Source organism: Burkholderia paludis, from assembly GCF_000732615.1.
Lineage (GTDB): Bacteria > Pseudomonadota > Gammaproteobacteria > Burkholderiales > Burkholderiaceae > Burkholderia > Burkholderia paludis.
Window position 1 is genome coordinate 11,580 of record NZ_JPGL01000074.1, and the last position, 14,898, is coordinate 26,477.

The window sequence follows — 14,898 nt, forward strand, 5'->3', positions numbered from 1 at the left end:
CTACAGTCGCCCCACATTACGTGAATCCCCACTGGAGGCGACATGAGGACAAGGCGACGAACCGCGGCGCTCGCGGCGACGCTGGCGTTCGCGGCGGCATGGGCCGGCGGCGCGAACGCGACGGAAAAGCCCGAGGAACTGGTCGTGCAGAAGATGCCGCCGTGGCATCCGCACGAGGTCTATATCGTCGACATCTCGATGCCGTCGATGACCGACGGACGCATCTACGTGTACGACGCCGACGCGAAGCGGCTGCTCGGCCAGATCGACGGCGGCTTCGGCCCCGGCCTCGCGATTTCGCCCGACCGCAAGACCAGCTTCGTCGCGACGACCTACTTCTCGCGCGGCTCGCACGGCACGCGCACCGACGTCGTCGAGATCACCGACAACACGACGCTCGATCATGCGGGCGAGATCGAGATTCCGCCGAAGCACGCGCAGCACGTGCCGTCGCCGTACAACACCGCGTTCAGCGCGGACGGCCGGCGGCTGTACGTCGCGAACATCACGCCGGCGGCGTCGGTGACGGTGATCGACGCCGTGTCGAAGAAGGTGCTGTCGGAGATCGACACGGCGGCCTGCGTGCTCGCGTATCCGTCGGGCAACGACCGCTTCACCGCGCTGTGCGAAAGCGGCAAGGCGCTGACCGTGACGCTCGACGCGAACGGCAAGGAAACCGGGCGCGCGCTGTCGGACGCGTTCATCGACGTCGACAAGGATCCGGCGTTCGTGAACGCGTCGCGCTACGCGGGCGGCTATCTGTTCACGACTTACGGCGGCAACGTGCGAAGCGCGGATTTCGGCGGCGACAAGCCGGTGTTCGGCAAGCCGTGGCCGCTGCTGACGGACGCCGAGCGCGCCGAGGGCTGGCGCCCCGGCGGCATGCAGCAGACGGCCGTGCAGGCGCGGCAGAACCGCTACTACGTGCTGATGCACCGCGGCGGCGAGGGCTCGCACAAGGAGCCCGGCACGCAGGTGTGGGTGTACGACCTGAAGTCGAGGCAGCGCGTCGCGCGCTGGGATCTCGCGCAGCAGAAGGTCGATCCGCTCGTGTCGATCCAGGTCAGCGAGGACGACAGGCCGTTGTTCTACGGGCTGACGGCGACGTCCGACCTCGTCGTGATGGATGCGGGCACCGGCCGGCTGCAGCACGTCGAGAAGCAGATCGGCAATACGTCGTCGCTGCTCGTCAACCCGTGAGGCCGCGATGATCCTCGATCCCGTCCTTGCCACCGGCGCGCCGGCCGGCGCCGCCGTCGTCGTGCTGCTCGGAGCCTTCGCGAAGATGCGCCGGCCCGCCGCGTTCAGCCAGGCGCTCGCCGGCTATCGGTTGTTGCCCGACGCGCTGACCGCGCCCGTCGCGTTCGCGATTCCGCTCGCGGAACTCGCCGGCGCCGCCGCGCTGCTGTTTCCCGACACGCGCACGGCCGGCGCGATCGGCCTGATCGCGTTGCTCCTCGCCTTTGCCGCCGCGATGGCGATCAACCTCCTGCGCGGCCGAACCGACATCGACTGCGGCTGTTCCGGCTTCTCCGCTGCGCGGGCGGATGCCCCGCGCGGCATCGGCTGGCTGCATGTCGGACGCGCGCTGCTGCTCGTCGCACTGGTCGCGGCCGCGCTCGTCGAGCCGGGCGGCCGCGCCGTCGTGTGGTTCGACTATCTGACGCTGTGCTTTTCCGTGCTGCTGACCGTCTGCGCGCTGCTCACCGTCGACGTGCTGCTCGCCAACGTGCCGCGCCTTTCCCACCTGAGGAATTCATGATGCAAACCGCTCTCACCGTTTCCACCGCCCTGCTGTGGGTGGCCGTCCTCGCGCTCGGCGCGATCTGCCTCGCGCTCGTGCGCCAGATCGGCATCCTGTACGAACGCATCATGCCGGCCGGCGCGCTGATGATCGACAAGGGGCCGGCGGTCGGCGCGATCGCGCCGACGTTCGAACTGACCGACCTGCGCGGCTCGCACGTGAAGGTCGGCGGCATCGATGCATCGGGCAAGGCGACGCTGCTGTTCTTCCTGTCGCCGACGTGCCCCGTCTGCAAGAAGCTGTTGCCGCTGCTGCCGTCGCTGCAGGCGAGCGAAGCGACGCCGGTGAACATCGTGCTCGCGAGCGACGGCGATGCGGACGAACACACGCGCTTCGCGCGCAAGCACGACCTCGGGCGTTTCCCGTACGTGCTGTCGCAGGAGCTGGGTCTCGCGTACCAGATCGGCAAGCTGCCCTACGCGGTGCTGCTCGACGAAACCGGCACGGTGCGCGCGAAGGGGCTCGTCAATACGCGCGAGCATCTCGAAAGCCTGTTCGAAGCGAAGGAGCGCGGCGTCGCATCGCTGCAGCAGTTCGTGCACGGCGATCACAGCCACGACGCGCACGCGCAGCACGCATGACCGGCCGAACCTCTTTCAACGTCAAGGGAGAACAACGACATGGGCCTGTTTGATTCATGGTTCGAGCGGTCGGCGCGCGGCGTCGCCCAGCACAGTTCGCGGCGCAGTGCGATGGCGAAGCTCGGCAAGGTGCTGGTGGGATCGGCGATGCTGCCGCTGCTGCCCGTCGATCGCACCGCGTATGCGGCCGATGCGGCGTCGGGCACGGCGGCCGGGGCCGGCGCCGCATCGGGCGCGAGCGATGACCCGACGAGCTGCGACTACTGGAAGTACTGCGCGATCGACGGCTGGCTGTGCAGCTGTTGCGGCGGCACGTCGAGCAGTTGCCCGCCGGGCACGACGCCTTCGCCGATCACGTGGATCGGCACCTGCCGCAATCCGCACGACGGTTCGGACTACATCGTGTCGTACAACGATTGCTGCGGCAAGACCTCATGCGGCAAGTGCTTCTGCAACCGCAACGAGCGCGAGAAGCCGCTGTACAAGCTGTCGTTGAACAACGACATCAACTGGTGCATGGCCAACGGTAATTCGAACTATCACTGTTCGGTTTCGGTTCTGCTGGGAGCGGCGAAGCAATGAAAGGGAAGCAAGCAGGAAGGATTGCGGTTGCGTGCATTGCGGCCGCGGCAGCCTTTGCATGGTCAGGCGCCGCCGATGCGCAGGAAGCCGTGCACTACCCGGCCGGCAAGAGCCTGTTCGATGCGCAGTGCGCGGTGTGCCACCAGGCGGGCGGCAAAGGGCAGGACGGGCTCGCGCCGCCGCTGACCGAGTATCCGGGCAAGTACGCGGCGGCCGAGCCGGGGCGGGCGCAACTGGTCGCGACGCTGCTGCACGGCATGTTCGGCGAGATCAAGGTGCACGACAAGCGTTACAACTTCAAGATGCCGTCGTTTGCGAGCGCGAGCGATGACGATATCGCGCACGTGCTCAACTATGTCGTGTTCGATCTCAACGCGCAGCACGGCGATGCGAAGCCGTTCACGGCGGCCGAGATCCGCGCGGCGCGCACGAAGCAGATGGACGGCACGGCCGTGCATGCGCAACGCGATGGCGTGATCAAGGGGCTCGGCCTGTGAACGTTGCCCGCGCGTCTCGCGTTTGCGACGCCGCGCCGCGCACGCGGTGCGCGGCGGTATTGCGGCTCGGCAACCTGACGCGCCGCCTGTCGCCGCTGCTGATGCTGGCCGGGGCGGTCGTCAGCTTGATGACCGCGGCGCCCGCGCATGCCGAAGGCACGGCCGACGCGGCGCTCGCACGGCAGCACTGGGTGCTCAACTGCATGGGTTGCCACACGGCGACGGGCGGCGGCATTCCCGGCAAGGTGCCGCCGCTCGCCAAGTCGCTCGGTTATTTCACGCATCTGCCGGCCGGGCGCGAGTATGTGATGCGCGTGCCCGGCGCGTCGAACTCGGCGCTGTCGGACCAGGAATTGGCCGACGTGCTCAACTGGGTGCTCACGACCATGAACCGCGATGCGCTGCCGCGCGACTTCAAGCCTTATACGGCCGCCGAAGTCGCCGCGCAGCGCCGTCCCGCCTTTGCCGACGTCGCGACCGTGCGCGCCGGGCTGGTCCGCGCGTTGCAGGCGCGCGGGATCGACGGCGTCACGGATCGCTACTGAGCGACTCATTCAAAAAATCAAGGGAACCTGATCAGGGAGACCTGGAGATCGCGAACGGCAACGCCGATATCGTGATCGTTCGTGTGCGGGCGCCGCGCCGCGCCGCGATCCGCGCGTGCGCTTCGTCGAGCTCGCGGCCGAGCGTTTATGCGCGGCCGTGCCGGCCGATCATCCGCTGGCGGGGCGCAAGTGCACGGCGAGCTCGCGGCTGCGGCGCGAGCCGTTCGTATCGGCCGTGCATCGGGAGCGGGGCGGGCTGGCGCGCGTCGTGATCGATCTCTGCCTGAAGCGGGGATTCGTGCCCGCTACCGCCCGGATCGTGTCGCCGAAGACGTCGATGCTGAATCTCGTCGCGCCGGGCACGGCGTCGCGATCGTGCCGGAACGGATGGCGAGTCTCGGTATCGACGGGGTCGTCTTCGTGCCGATTTCCGATGAAGACGCACGGTCGGGTTGCGCGCCGGTGTTGCCGGTCGAGCCGACGGTGCGGCGGACGCGTTCGTGCGGGTGGTCGCGGGACGCAGGCAGGCCGACGATTGACGGGCACGCCGCGAGCGATCTTGCAGGACAAGAAAACTGCGCCGCGTTAGCCGTTTGCATAGCCGATCGGCCTGCTTGCTCCCCGCGACCCTCCGAGCCTGTTCCTGGAAAAACGAAACCCCACGCTCCGAAAAACGTGGGGTTCGTCAGCAGTCTGAGCCAACCCGTAACGGGTTGGCTTTTTGCCTGGAGATGACCGGTATCAGAACTGGTTCATCGTGTTGTCCTTGCCTGCCGCCTTCAGCGCTGCGTCGCCGCTGAAGTATTCCTTGTGATCGTCACCGATGTCCGAGCCGGACATGTTCTGGTGCTTCACGCAGGCGATACCCTGGCGGATTTCCTTGCGCTGCACGCCGGCCACGTAGCCCAGCATGCCCTGGTCGCCGAAGTATTCCTTGGCCAGGTTGTCGGTCGACAGCGCGGCGGTGTGGTACGTCGGCAGCGTGATCAGGTGGTGGAAGATACCTGCTTCACGCGATGCGTCGGCCTGGAACGTGCGGATCTTCTCGTCGGCCAGCTTCGCCAGTTCCGTCTCGTCGTACTCCACGCTCATCAGTTGCGCACGGTCGTATGCCGACACGTCCTTGCCCTCGGCCTTCAGCGCGTCGTACGCCTGCTGACGGAAGTTCAGCGTCCAGTTGAACGACGGGCTGTTGTTGTACACCAGCTTCGCGTTCGGGATGACCTTGCGGATCTCGCTGACCATGCCGCCGATCTGTGCGATGTGCGGCTTTTCGGTTTCGATCCACAGCAGGTCGGCGCCGTTCTGCAGCGACGTGATGCAGTCGAGCACGCAGCGCGCTTCGCCCGTGCCGGCGCGGAACTGGAACAGGTTGCTCGGCAGGCGCTTCGGACGCAGCAGCTTGCCGTCGCGCTTGATGACGACGTCACCGTTGCCCAGCTGGTCGGCCGACAGTTCTTCGCAGTCGAGGAACGCGTTGTACTGGTCGCCCAGGTCGCCCGGCGTGTTGGTCACGGCGATCTGCTTGGTCAGGCCGGCGCCCAGCGAGTCGGTACGGGCCACGATGATGCCGTCGTCCACGCCCAGTTCCAGGAACGCGTAGCGGATCGCGCGGATCTTCGCGAGGAAGTCCTCGTGCGGCACGGTGACCTTGCCGTCCTGGTGGCCGCACTGCTTCTCGTCGGACACCTGGTTTTCGATCTGGATGCAGCATGCGCCTGCTTCGATGAACTGCTTGGCCAGCAGGTAGGTGGCTTCCGCGTTGCCGAAACCGGCGTCGATGTCGGCGATGATCGGCACCACGTGCGTGACGTGGTTGTCGATCTTGTCCTGGATCGCGGCCTTTGCCGTTGCGTCCTTGGCGGCGTCCAGCTCGCGGAACAGGCCGCCCAGCTCACGGGCGTCGGCCTGGCGCAGGAACGTGTACAGCTCGCGAATCAGCGCGCTGACCGAGGTCTTTTCGTGCATCGACTGGTCCGGCAGCGGGCCGAACTCGGAGCGCAGCGCGGCCACCATCCAGCCGGACAGGTACAGGTAGCGGCGTTCGGTGCTGTTGAAGTGCTTCTTGATCGAGATCATCTTCTGCTGGCCGATGAAGCCGTGCCAGCAACCCAGCGACTGCGTGTACTTGGCCGGGTCGGCGTCGTAGGCGGCCATGTCGGCGCGCATGATCTTCGCGGTGTACTTGGCGATGTCCAGGCCCGTCTTGAACTTGTTCTGGGCACGCATGCGGGCGGCGTACTCGGGGCTGATCGCATTCCATGCGCTGCCGTTGTTTTCCTTCAAACCGGCAATTGCCTTGATGTCGTCTTGATACTGGGCCATGTCAATCTCCTGGGAGCAAATCGCGTTTGAGTAACTGGTTGAGCGTGCCCGCTACGTCTGTTGCAGCGAACGGCATGACTGAATAGTAACGCCAGCCGCCGGGAATTTGTCGATGTCTTATATAAGACATAAGACATTATTTTTTCTTGTTTTTCAATGAGATACGTTGCGATTTTTGCGATGTAAAACATGTTTTCAAGCGACGAAAAGGCGACGGCGCAGGAATTCGGCCGAGATTCCGCAATACGAAATGCCCTTTCGGCTGCTGGAGGCGCGACCACTTTTACACGGGGCCGTGACACGCAGCCGTCAGCGCGACACGCGGGCAGCCGCGCGGGCCTGCCGGTTCGTCCCGGTCGAAGCGGACTGCGCGCGCCGCATGCGGACAAGCCGGCGTCGCCTGAAATGTGCGTGAAAGCCCCGTCCAGAAAGCCTCCTCGAAACCCTAATGGTTTCCACTCATAGTCGCAAACAGGCAAGAACAGGTCGCCGCCGGTCTTCTTGCGGCGAATATGGCTCGTTACTTTTACTCCCACGATGCAGGCCGGCGCACACCCCGCGCACCGGCTGCCGCGCGTCCAACCGGGAGGAACCGAACCATGAAGTCGACGAAGATCGCCGCGCTTGCCGCGGCCGTGCTGGCGAGCGGCGCGTTCACGCACGCGGCGTTTGCCGAAACGGATGCCGCGACCTGCCGCACCGTGCGTTTCGCGGATATCGGCTGGACCGACATCACGTCGACCACGGCGCTCGCGTCGACCGTGTTCGAGGCGCTCGGCTACAAGCCGACCACGACGATCGCGTCGGTGCCGATCTCGTTCGCCGGCCTGAAGAGCAAGCAGCTCGACGTGTCGCTCGGCTACTGGTGGCCCGTGCAGCAGAAGCAGCTGCAGCCGTTCCTCGACAGCAAGTCGATCAGCGTCGTCGAGCCGCCGAACCTGTCGGGCGCGAAGGCGACGCTCGCGGTGCCGAGCTACGAATACCAGGCCGGCCTGAAGAGCTTCGAGGACATCGCGAAGCACCGCGCGGAGCTCGACGGCAAGATCTACGGGATCGAGCCGGGCAGCAGCGCGAACGCGACGATCCAGAAGATGATCGACACGAACCAGTACGGGCTCGGCGGCTTCAAGCTCGTCGAATCGAGCGAGGCCGGGATGCTGGTGACGGTCGAGCGCGCGATCCGCGACAAGAAGTGGGTGGTGTTCCTCGGTTGGGAGCCGCACCCGATGAACATCCAGTTCAGCATGAACTACCTGTCCGGCGGCGACGCGGCGTTCGGGCCGAACTACGGCGAGGCGCGCGTGTACACGCTGACGGCGCCCGACTTCATCGCGCGCTGCCCGAACGCCGGCAAGCTCGTCTCGAACCTGCGCTTCTCGACGCAGCTCGAGAACCAGCTGATGCAGTCGGTGATGAACAAGACGAAGCCGTCCGACGCCGCGAAGGCCTACCTGAAGAAGAATCCGCAGGTGCTCGAACCGTGGCTCGCGGGCGTCAAGACGTTCGACGGCAAGGACGGGCTGCCGGCCGTGAAGGCGTATCTCGGCCTGTGACGGTCCGCGCCACCCCCGCAATGCGACACAACCCGAATCAAGCGAGGCATCCAGCATGAACCATGAAGTCATCATCACCTGCGCCGTCACCGGCGCGGGCGATACGGTCGGCAAGCATCCGGCGATTCCGGTCACGCCGAAGGAAATCGCGGCCGCCGCGATCGAGGCCGCGAAGGCCGGCGCGACGGTGGCGCACTGCCACGTGCGCGATCCGCAGACGGGGCGCGGCAGCCGCGACCCGAACCTGTACCGCGAAGTGGTCGACCGCATCCGCTCGGCCGACGTCGACGTGATCATCAACCTGACGGCCGGCATGGGCGGCGATCTCGAGATCGGCCCGGGCGAGGACCCGATGCGTTTCGGCAAGGGCACCGACCTGGTCGGCGGCCTCACGCGTCTCGCGCACGTCGAGGAGCTGCTGCCCGAGATCTGCACGCTCGACTGCGGCACGCTGAATTTCGGCGACGGCGACTACATCTACGTGTCGACGCCCGCGCAGTTGCGCGCCGGCGCGAAGCGCATCCAGGAACTCGGCGTGAAGCCGGAGCTGGAGATCTTCGACACGGGCCATCTGTGGTTCGCGAAGCAGTTGCTGAAGGAAGGGCTGCTCGACGATCCGCCGCTGTTCCAGCTGTGTCTCGGCATTCCGTGGGGCGCGCCGGCCGATACGGGCACGATGAAGGCGATGGTCGACAACCTGCCGCCGGGCGCGCACTGGGCCGGCTTCGGGATCGGCCGCATGCAGATGCCGATGGTCGCGCAGGCGATGCTGCTGGGCGGTCACGTGCGCGTCGGCCTGGAAGACAACATCTGGCTCGATCGCGGCGTGCATGCAACGAACGGCACGCTCGTCGAGCGCGCGAGAGAGATCGTCGAGCGGCTGGGCGGCCGCGTGCTGTCGCCCGCCGAAGGCCGTCGCAAGCTCGGCCTGCCGGCGCGCGGCGAACGTCCGCTCGAACGTCGCGCGATCGCCGAGTTCGCGTGAGTAGGCCGGTCGACCGGCCGATACGACCCGGCGGCGCGCACGAGCGCGACCGCCCACCGATTTCCCCTGATTCGAAGGATGCGTGGACATGGCAGTGATTACCGACATCAAGACGTTCGCCGCGATCGGCACCGGCGTGATCGGCAGCGGGTGGATTTCCCGCGCGCTCGCGCACGGTCTCGACGTGGTCGTGTGGGATCCCGCGCCGGGCGCGGAGGCGAGGCTGCGCGCGAACGTCGCGAACGCGTGGCCCGCGCTCGAGCGCGTCGGCCTCGCGCCGGGCGCCGATCCCGCGCGGCTGCGGTTCGTGTCGACGATCGAGGCGTGCGTCGCCGACGCGGATTTCATCCAGGAAAGCGCACCGGAGCGCGAGGCGCTGAAGCTCGAACTGCACGAACAGATCAGCCGCGCGGCGAAGCCCGACGCGATCATCGCGTCGTCGACCTCGGGGCTGCTGCCGACGGATTTCTACGCGCGGGCGACGCATCCGCAGCGCTGCGTGGTCGGCCATCCGTTCAATCCCGTCTACCTGCTGCCGCTCGTCGAGGTGCTCGGCGGCGAGCATACGTCGCCGGAAGCGGTCGAGGCCGCGATGGCGATCTATCGCAAGCTCGGCATGCGGCCGCTGCACGTGCGCAAGGAAGTGCCGGGCTTCATCGCGGACCGGCTGCTCGAGGCGCTGTGGCGCGAGGCGCTGCACCTGGTCAACGAAGGCGTCGCGACGACCGGCGAGATCGACGACGCGATCCGTTTCGGCGCGGGCATCCGCTGGTCGTTCATGGGGACGTTCCTGACCTACACGCTCGCCGGCGGCGATGCGGGCATGCGACACTTCATGCAGCAGTTCGGCCCCGCGCTCGAATTGCCGTGGACGAAGCTGGTCGCGCCGACGCTCACCGACGCGCTGATCGACAGCGTCGTCGAGGGCACGACCGAACAGCAGGGCGCGCGCAGCATCAAGGAACTCGAACGCTATCGCGACGAGTGCATCACCGAGGTGCTGAAGGCGATCGCCGCGGTGAAGGCGCGGCACGGGATGCGATTCGAGGACTAGACGATGACGGGCGATACCCCGCTGACGATGTACCGCGACGTGGTGCGGCCGGAATGGGTCGACTACAACGGCCACCTGCGCGATGCGTTCTACCTGCTGATCTTCAGCTTCGCGACCGATGCATTGCTGGATCGCATCGGGCTCGACGACGCCGCGCGCCGCGAGCGGGGGCGCTCGGTCTATACGCTCGAGGCGCACGTGAACTACCTGCACGAGATCAAGGAAGGCACGCCCGTGCGCGTCGACGCGCGCGTGCTCGCGCACGACGCGAAGCGGCTGCACCTGTATCTCGAACTGTTCGCACACGGGCATGACGACGCGGTAGCGGCGAGCGAGCAGATGCTGCTGCACGTCGATACGCGCGACGGCGCGAAGTCGGCGCCGTTCGACGACGATGTCGCCGCGCACGTGGCCGGGCTGCATGCGTTGCAGCGCGATTGCCCGGCGCCCGCGTACGCGGGCCGCGTGATCGGGCTGCCGCCGCGCCGCTAACCGGCGTCAACTGTCCACCCTGGAGCGCACGATGCTCGAACCGGAAATCGCGGCATTCGTCGCAGCCGTCGACGCGTGGTACCCGGCCGGCGCGGCGGCGCGTTCGGCCGACGAGCAGCGCCGCCTGTACGACCGCTTCGCGGCGGCCTGGACGCCGGCTGCGCTGCCGGCCGGCATCGTGCAGCAGGACGCGGTGTGGCACGCGCCCGACGGCCGCGCGATCGCGCTGCGGCGCTACGCGGCCGCGCACGGCACGCCGCGCGGCACGGTGCTGTTCTTTCATGGCGGCGGCTTCGTCGTCGGCTCGCTCGACAGTCATGCGCTGATCACCGCGCGGCTGGCGGCCGATACGGGGCTCGACGTGATTGCCGTCGACTACCGGCTTGCGCCCGAACACCGTGCGCCGGCCGCGCTGGAGGATTGCCTGGACGTCGCGCGCGCGGCGCGCGATGCGGTGTTGCCGTTCGGGCCGTGCGCACGGCCGCTGACGCTCGCGGGCGACAGCGCGGGCGGCACGCTCGCGGCGGCCGTGGCCACCGCGCTGCGCGACGCGGGCGAAGACGGTATCGACGGCATCGCGCTCGTCTATCCGATGCTCGGATTCGAGCCGCAGTCGCCCGCGCGCGAGACGGAAGCGCATGCGCCGATGCTGACGCTCGACGATGTCCATCGTTATCGCGCGCAGTACTGGGGTGCCGACCTGCCGGAAGCGCCGGCGGGCGGCACGCCGCTGCTGCGTGCATCGGTGCCGCTCGCGGCGGCGCGTTTCGACGGCCTGCCGCCCGTGCTCGCGATCGGCGCGGAACACGATCCGCTGCGCGACGACGCGCGCGCATACGTCGAACGGATTCGCGCGGCCGGCGGCGCCGCGCATTACTGGATGGGAGAGGGGCTGGTGCACGGCTGCTGGCGCGCGCTCGGAACGAGCCCGCAGGCGGCGCGGCTGCACCGCACGGTCGGCGGGTTTCTGCTCGCACCACTGGCGTAGCGGGCGTTTCCGGGAGGCAACGATGCAGGCAGCGCAACACCGTATCGAGGACTGGCGGACCTTTGCCGCGGACGCGGCCATCGCGACGGCGACGATCGGCGACGGAGCCGTGAACGTCGAGTGGAGCGACACGCGACGATCGCCGTTTCATTTCGACTGGCTGCGCGACAACTGCGCGTGTCCCGCATGCGTGCACGCGGTCACGCGCGAACAGGTATTCGAGATCGCGGATGCGCGCGAGGACCTGTGCGCGCTCGCCGTGCAGGTCGACGCCGACGGCGCATTGCAGGTCGCTTGGAACGACGGGCATCGCAGCGCGTGGTCGCCGGGGTGGCTGCGCGCGCATGCCTACGACGACGCGTCGCGCGCGGAGCGCGAGTCCGCGCACGGGCGGCACGTATGGGCCGGCGGCGACGCGACGGCCATCGGCGTGTTCGCCTGGCGCGACGTGATGCACGACGACGGCGCATTGCTCGCATGGCTCGCCGCGTTGCAACGCACGGGGCTCACGCTCGTCGAAGGCGTGCCGGCCGAGCGCGGCCGCGTCGACGGAGTCGCGCGCCGGGTCGGCCTGATCCGCGAGAGCAATTTCGGCGTGCTGTTCGACGTCGAATCGAAGCCGCGCCCGGACAGCAATGCGTATACGTCGCTGAACCTGCCGCCGCATACCGATCTGCCGACGCGCGAACTGCAGCCGGGCGTGCAGTTCCTGCATTGCCTCGCGAACGACGCGACGGGCGGCGACAGCGTGTTCCTCGACGGCTTCGCGCTCGCCGACGCGCTGCGGCGCGAGCATCCGGCCGATTTCGAGCGGCTCGCGTCGACGCCGTTCGAGTTCTGGAACAAGAGTGCGAACAGCGACTACCGCTGTTCGGCGCCGGTCATCGGGCTCGATACGCGCGGCAACGTGACCGAGGTGCGCGTCGCGAATTTCCTGCGCGGGCCGCTCGATGCGCCGGCCGGCTCGGTCGCGGCGGTCTACCGCGCATACCGGCGGTTTCTCGCGCTCGCGCGCGAGCCGCGCTTTCGCGTGCAGCGACGGCTGCGGGCGGGCGACATGTGGGCGTTCGACAACCGGCGCGTCCTGCATGCGCGCACCGAGTTCGATCCGTCGACCGGCCGCCGGCACCTGCAGGGCTGCTACGTCGATCGCGACGAGCTGCTGTCGCGATGGCGCGTGCTGTCGCGCTCGGCGCCTGCCGCGGCCGCGTCGCGCTGAGCGTCACTCAGTCCGTCACTCAGTCGGCGCTGGGGGGCATTCCTCCGCGGGTGAAAAAGCGCCCGGACGCCAGGCGCCCGGGCGAAGCCACCCGCTGCCGGGCGGCGGAGGTATGGGTTTCATAAAAAAGGACGAGCCCCGCAAGGGGGCTCGTCCGGATACGCTTCGATCGCGCGGCGCCCGTCACGGGCGCATCGGCTTACTGGCCGAAGAAGATCGAGTCGCGTGCTTTCGACGCTGCAGCCGGTGCGCCCGAGTGGACGGCCGGTGCCGGTTGCGCGCCGTAGCCGCTGGTATCGGCACCATGAACACGCGCTTCGGCGCTCTGGATGTCGTTCGGGTAGTACGGGCTCGACAGGCCCGGCTTGTAGCCGGCTTGTTCGAGCTGCGCCAGTTCGTTCTTCACTTGTGCGCGGGTCACGGTGCTTTGAGCGAATGCGCCGAACGAAGCGGACAGGGCGGCAGCGGCAACGACTGCGGAAACGAGCGATTTCATGATGACCTCCGGTGTTTTATTGGGTTCGCTCTCGACACCATGTCTTGAGCGATTGACGAAATCTTAGTCATCGGAAGGTTCAGGGTAAACGCTGATTTTGACGATAGATTGTTTCCTGCGCCGTAACAGTAGCGAGTCGATCCAGTCTTGCAATCTGCTTTCTTTTCAGCCTTTGTAATAAGTATGACGAATATTGCGGCAGGCGGGCGCGTTTCAGCGCGCCTCGGCCGTTGCGTCGAACGGCCGGCCCGGCGCACGTCCGGCCGGCGCGCCCGAACTGAGGAAGCGCACGCCCGTCGCGGCCTCCGATGCGTCCCACAGCAGCGCCGCCGCGGCGGCGTCGCGGGCCGCGCGCGGCACGCTCGCGGGCGCCGGCAGCCCGCGCGATTCGAACCAGCCGGACGGCCCGATGTACGCGCCGCCCGCGAGATCGGGCGCGGTCGCCGCATGAATCGCGGGCAGCGCACCCTGGTCGGCCGGCTGCGCGAGATAACGGTTCGCGGCGCGCATCAGCGCCGCGCGGGCGGGCGCGCTGTCCATCGCGGGGCCCGCGAACTGCAGGTTGGTCGCCGCGTAGCCCGGGTGCGCGGCCACGCTGATCCCCGCGAACGCCGCGCGTTCGAAGCGGCGCTGCAGTTCGATCGCGAACACGAGGTTCGCGAGCTTGCTGTCGCAATAGGCGAGATAGCGGTTGTAGCGCCGTTCGGCGCGCAGGTCGTCGACGCGAATCCGGCCGCCGCGGCCGAGGCCGCTCGACATCGTCACGACGCGCGCCCGGCGCGCGGCGCGCAGCGCGGGCAGCAGATGGCCGGTCAGCGCGAAATGGCCGAGGTGGTTGGTGCCGAACTGCATTTCGAAGCCGTCGCGGGTATGGCGCAGCGGCAGGAACATCACGCCGGCGTTGTTGCAGAGGATATCGACGCGGCCGTGGCGCTCGGCGACGTCGGCCGCGAAGCGCGCGATCGACGCGAGATCGGCGAGGTCGAGTGCATCGACTTCGACGCGGGCGTCGGGATGGAGCCGGCGGATCGCGTCGGCCGCCTGCGCGGCGCGGGCGGCGTCGCGGCAGCCCATCACGACCGTCGCGCCTTTCGCGGCCAGCGTTTCCGCGAGCTGCCAGCCGAGCCCGCTGTTGGCGCCGGTCACGACCGCGACCTTGCCGCCCTGCGCCGGGACGTGGCGCGCGCTCCATGCATGCATGTCTGCCTCCATCGGCGCGACCGGCCGGCCGCGGCGCTTCATCGTTACATTGATTGCTGTAACGATAGTGGTCGCAGACATGGCAGACAAGCGGGGGAACTAGACCGGCGCTTCTAGGGCCGGCGCGTGGGGTGGCGCGACGTGCCGTGTCGCGCGGCGGGCGGGCGTTACCTGCTCCCGGCCAGCGCGAGCACTTCGGCGGCGGAAATCATCGCGGCCGCGTTCGCGGGCGCCGGGCGTTCGGCCGGACGGAAGACTTCGTCGCCGCGCTGGATGACCTGGCGCGACAGTGCGCAGGTGCCGGTACGTTGCGCGAAGCGGCGGCGCCAGCGCTGCTCACCGTAGTGACAGCGGCCGGGTTCGACCCAGCGGACAACGAGCAGCGTATCGGAACGTTCGAGGATTTCGACGTGGACGTCGGCGGGATCGAGCGCAGGCAGGGATTGGGATGCCTTCATTTAGCCGGTTCCTAAAGCTCGTGCGGTTTCGGCCGTGGCAGTGGATGTCACTGCCCGATGGCGAATCCGTAGCGGTTTCCATGAGTGGTCCGCTAAATGTAAGCGTCTGTGACCGGAAA

17 protein-coding genes are annotated in these 14,898 nt (G+C 67.9%); 13 read left to right on the plus strand and 4 right to left on the minus strand.

All coding sequences use genetic code 11. From position 1 onward, the window contains the following. Positions 1 to 42 precede the first annotated feature (42 nt). From GQ56_RS0133400 to GQ56_RS42325, 7 genes are all read left to right on the plus strand, one after another. Positions 43 to 1,200 carry an amine dehydrogenase large subunit gene (locus tag GQ56_RS0133400; protein ID WP_031402793.1) on the plus strand — a complete coding sequence of 386 codons (1,158 nt, stop codon included), beginning with the start codon at positions 43 to 45 and terminating at the stop codon, positions 1,198 to 1,200. A gap of 7 nt (positions 1,201 to 1,207) precedes the next feature. Then, positions 1,208 to 1,762, plus strand: a complete 555-nt coding sequence (locus tag GQ56_RS0133405; protein ID WP_031402794.1) for a MauE/DoxX family redox-associated membrane protein — start codon at positions 1,208 to 1,210, stop codon at positions 1,760 to 1,762. Continuing rightward, positions 1,759 to 2,385 (plus strand): methylamine dehydrogenase accessory protein MauD, encoded by a 627-nt coding sequence (gene mauD, locus GQ56_RS0133410; RefSeq protein ID WP_031402795.1) that lies wholly within the window; start codon positions 1,759 to 1,761, stop codon positions 2,383 to 2,385. The genes GQ56_RS0133405 and mauD overlap by 4 nt, the downstream gene beginning before the upstream one ends. A gap of 39 nt (positions 2,386 to 2,424) precedes the next feature. Next, complete coding sequence (locus GQ56_RS0133415; RefSeq protein WP_031402796.1) at positions 2,425 to 2,967, plus strand: methylamine dehydrogenase light chain; 543 nt, start codon at positions 2,425 to 2,427, stop codon at positions 2,965 to 2,967. Then, entirely contained in the window at positions 2,964 to 3,464 is a 501-nt protein-coding gene (locus GQ56_RS0133420; protein ID WP_031402797.1) for a c-type cytochrome, read from the plus strand. The genes GQ56_RS0133415 and GQ56_RS0133420 overlap by 4 nt, the downstream gene beginning before the upstream one ends. Positions 3,465 to 3,565: 101 nt before the next feature. After that, entirely contained in the window at positions 3,566 to 4,009 is a 444-nt protein-coding gene (locus GQ56_RS0133425) for a c-type cytochrome (protein ID WP_235212806.1), read from the plus strand. Positions 4,010 to 4,124: 115 nt separating this feature from the next. Then, positions 4,125 to 4,598, plus strand: a complete 474-nt coding sequence (locus tag GQ56_RS42325; RefSeq protein ID WP_235212805.1) for a LysR substrate-binding domain-containing protein — start codon at positions 4,125 to 4,127, stop codon at positions 4,596 to 4,598. A 152-nt stretch (positions 4,599 to 4,750) separates the two neighbouring features. Here GQ56_RS42325 and GQ56_RS0133430 read toward each other — a convergent pair whose 3' ends face one another. Beyond that, a complete protein-coding gene (locus GQ56_RS0133430; protein WP_031402799.1) occupies positions 4,751 to 6,334 on the minus strand; it encodes an isocitrate lyase in 1,584 nt (527 codons plus the stop codon). Between the two features lie 599 nt (positions 6,335 to 6,933). Here GQ56_RS0133430 and GQ56_RS0133435 point away from each other — a divergent pair. From GQ56_RS0133435 to GQ56_RS0133460, 6 genes are all read left to right on the plus strand, one after another. Further along, a complete protein-coding gene (locus GQ56_RS0133435; RefSeq protein ID WP_031402800.1) occupies positions 6,934 to 7,887 on the plus strand; it encodes a choline ABC transporter substrate-binding protein in 954 nt (317 codons plus the stop codon). 55 nt (positions 7,888 to 7,942) lie between these two features. Next, positions 7,943 to 8,872, plus strand: coding sequence for a BKACE family enzyme (locus tag GQ56_RS0133440; RefSeq protein ID WP_031402801.1), 930 nt, complete (start codon positions 7,943 to 7,945; stop codon positions 8,870 to 8,872). 88 nt (positions 8,873 to 8,960) lie between these two features. Beyond that, entirely contained in the window at positions 8,961 to 9,926 is a 966-nt protein-coding gene (locus GQ56_RS0133445) for an L-carnitine dehydrogenase (RefSeq protein ID WP_031402802.1), read from the plus strand. A 3-nt stretch (positions 9,927 to 9,929) separates the two neighbouring features. After that, positions 9,930 to 10,418, plus strand: coding sequence for a thioesterase family protein (locus GQ56_RS0133450; protein ID WP_031402803.1), 489 nt, complete (start codon positions 9,930 to 9,932; stop codon positions 10,416 to 10,418). A 31-nt stretch (positions 10,419 to 10,449) separates the two neighbouring features. Further along, the gene (locus GQ56_RS0133455) at positions 10,450 to 11,406 is read left to right on the plus strand and encodes an alpha/beta hydrolase (RefSeq protein ID WP_031402804.1); all 957 of its coding nucleotides are present in this window, start codon (positions 10,450 to 10,452) and stop codon (positions 11,404 to 11,406) included. A gap of 22 nt (positions 11,407 to 11,428) precedes the next feature. Further along, positions 11,429 to 12,625 carry a TauD/TfdA family dioxygenase gene (locus tag GQ56_RS0133460; protein WP_031402805.1) on the plus strand — a complete coding sequence of 399 codons (1,197 nt, stop codon included), beginning with the start codon at positions 11,429 to 11,431 and terminating at the stop codon, positions 12,623 to 12,625. A gap of 199 nt (positions 12,626 to 12,824) precedes the next feature. On the opposite strand, the gene GQ56_RS0133465 is transcribed toward GQ56_RS0133460, so the two are convergent. The 3 genes from GQ56_RS0133465 to GQ56_RS0133475 all read right to left on the minus strand — a co-directional run bounded on the left by GQ56_RS0133465 (position 12,825) and on the right by GQ56_RS0133475 (position 14,779). Beyond that, positions 12,825 to 13,121: a DUF4148 domain-containing protein gene (locus GQ56_RS0133465; RefSeq protein WP_031402806.1), complete on the minus strand. Its 297-nt coding sequence runs from the start codon at positions 13,119 to 13,121 to the stop codon at positions 12,825 to 12,827. A 213-nt stretch (positions 13,122 to 13,334) separates the two neighbouring features. Next, positions 13,335 to 14,321 (minus strand): oxidoreductase, encoded by a 987-nt coding sequence (locus GQ56_RS0133470; RefSeq protein ID WP_031402807.1) that lies wholly within the window; start codon positions 14,319 to 14,321, stop codon positions 13,335 to 13,337. Between the two features lie 167 nt (positions 14,322 to 14,488). Next, positions 14,489 to 14,779 (minus strand): DUF3331 domain-containing protein, encoded by a 291-nt coding sequence (locus tag GQ56_RS0133475; protein ID WP_031402808.1) that lies wholly within the window; start codon positions 14,777 to 14,779, stop codon positions 14,489 to 14,491. Positions 14,780 to 14,898: the final 119 nt, after the last annotated feature.

Excerpts from the sequence above, each read along its gene's own strand:
- GQ56_RS0133440 (WP_031402801.1), top strand. The coding sequence starts at position 7,943 with ATGAACCATGAAGTCATCATCACCTGCGCCGTCACCGGCGCGGGCGAT.
- GQ56_RS0133445 (WP_031402802.1), top strand. The coding sequence starts at position 8,961 with ATGGCAGTGATTACCGACATCAAGACGTTCGCCGCGATCGGCACCGGC.
- GQ56_RS0133430 (WP_031402799.1), bottom strand. The coding sequence starts at position 6,334 with ATGGCCCAGTATCAAGACGACATCAAGGCAATTGCCGGTTTGAAGGAA.
- GQ56_RS0133455 (WP_031402804.1), top strand. The coding sequence starts at position 10,450 with ATGCTCGAACCGGAAATCGCGGCATTCGTCGCAGCCGTCGACGCGTGG.
- GQ56_RS0133415 (WP_031402796.1), top strand. The coding sequence starts at position 2,425 with ATGGGCCTGTTTGATTCATGGTTCGAGCGGTCGGCGCGCGGCGTCGCC.
- GQ56_RS0133435 (WP_031402800.1), top strand. The coding sequence starts at position 6,934 with ATGAAGTCGACGAAGATCGCCGCGCTTGCCGCGGCCGTGCTGGCGAGC.
- GQ56_RS0133400 (WP_031402793.1), top strand. The coding sequence starts at position 43 with ATGAGGACAAGGCGACGAACCGCGGCGCTCGCGGCGACGCTGGCGTTC.
- GQ56_RS0133405 (WP_031402794.1), top strand. The coding sequence starts at position 1,208 with ATGATCCTCGATCCCGTCCTTGCCACCGGCGCGCCGGCCGGCGCCGCC.
- GQ56_RS0133420 (WP_031402797.1), top strand. The coding sequence starts at position 2,964 with ATGAAAGGGAAGCAAGCAGGAAGGATTGCGGTTGCGTGCATTGCGGCC.
- mauD (WP_031402795.1), top strand. The coding sequence starts at position 1,759 with ATGATGCAAACCGCTCTCACCGTTTCCACCGCCCTGCTGTGGGTGGCC.
- GQ56_RS0133450 (WP_031402803.1), top strand. The coding sequence starts at position 9,930 with ATGACGGGCGATACCCCGCTGACGATGTACCGCGACGTGGTGCGGCCG.
- GQ56_RS0133465 (WP_031402806.1), bottom strand. The coding sequence starts at position 13,121 with ATGAAATCGCTCGTTTCCGCAGTCGTTGCCGCTGCCGCCCTGTCCGCT.
- GQ56_RS0133460 (WP_031402805.1), top strand. The coding sequence starts at position 11,429 with ATGCAGGCAGCGCAACACCGTATCGAGGACTGGCGGACCTTTGCCGCG.
- GQ56_RS0133470 (WP_031402807.1), bottom strand. The coding sequence starts at position 14,321 with ATGCATGCATGGAGCGCGCGCCACGTCCCGGCGCAGGGCGGCAAGGTC.
- GQ56_RS0133425 (WP_235212806.1), top strand. The coding sequence starts at position 3,566 with ATGCTGGCCGGGGCGGTCGTCAGCTTGATGACCGCGGCGCCCGCGCAT.
- GQ56_RS0133475 (WP_031402808.1), bottom strand. The coding sequence starts at position 14,779 with ATGAAGGCATCCCAATCCCTGCCTGCGCTCGATCCCGCCGACGTCCAC.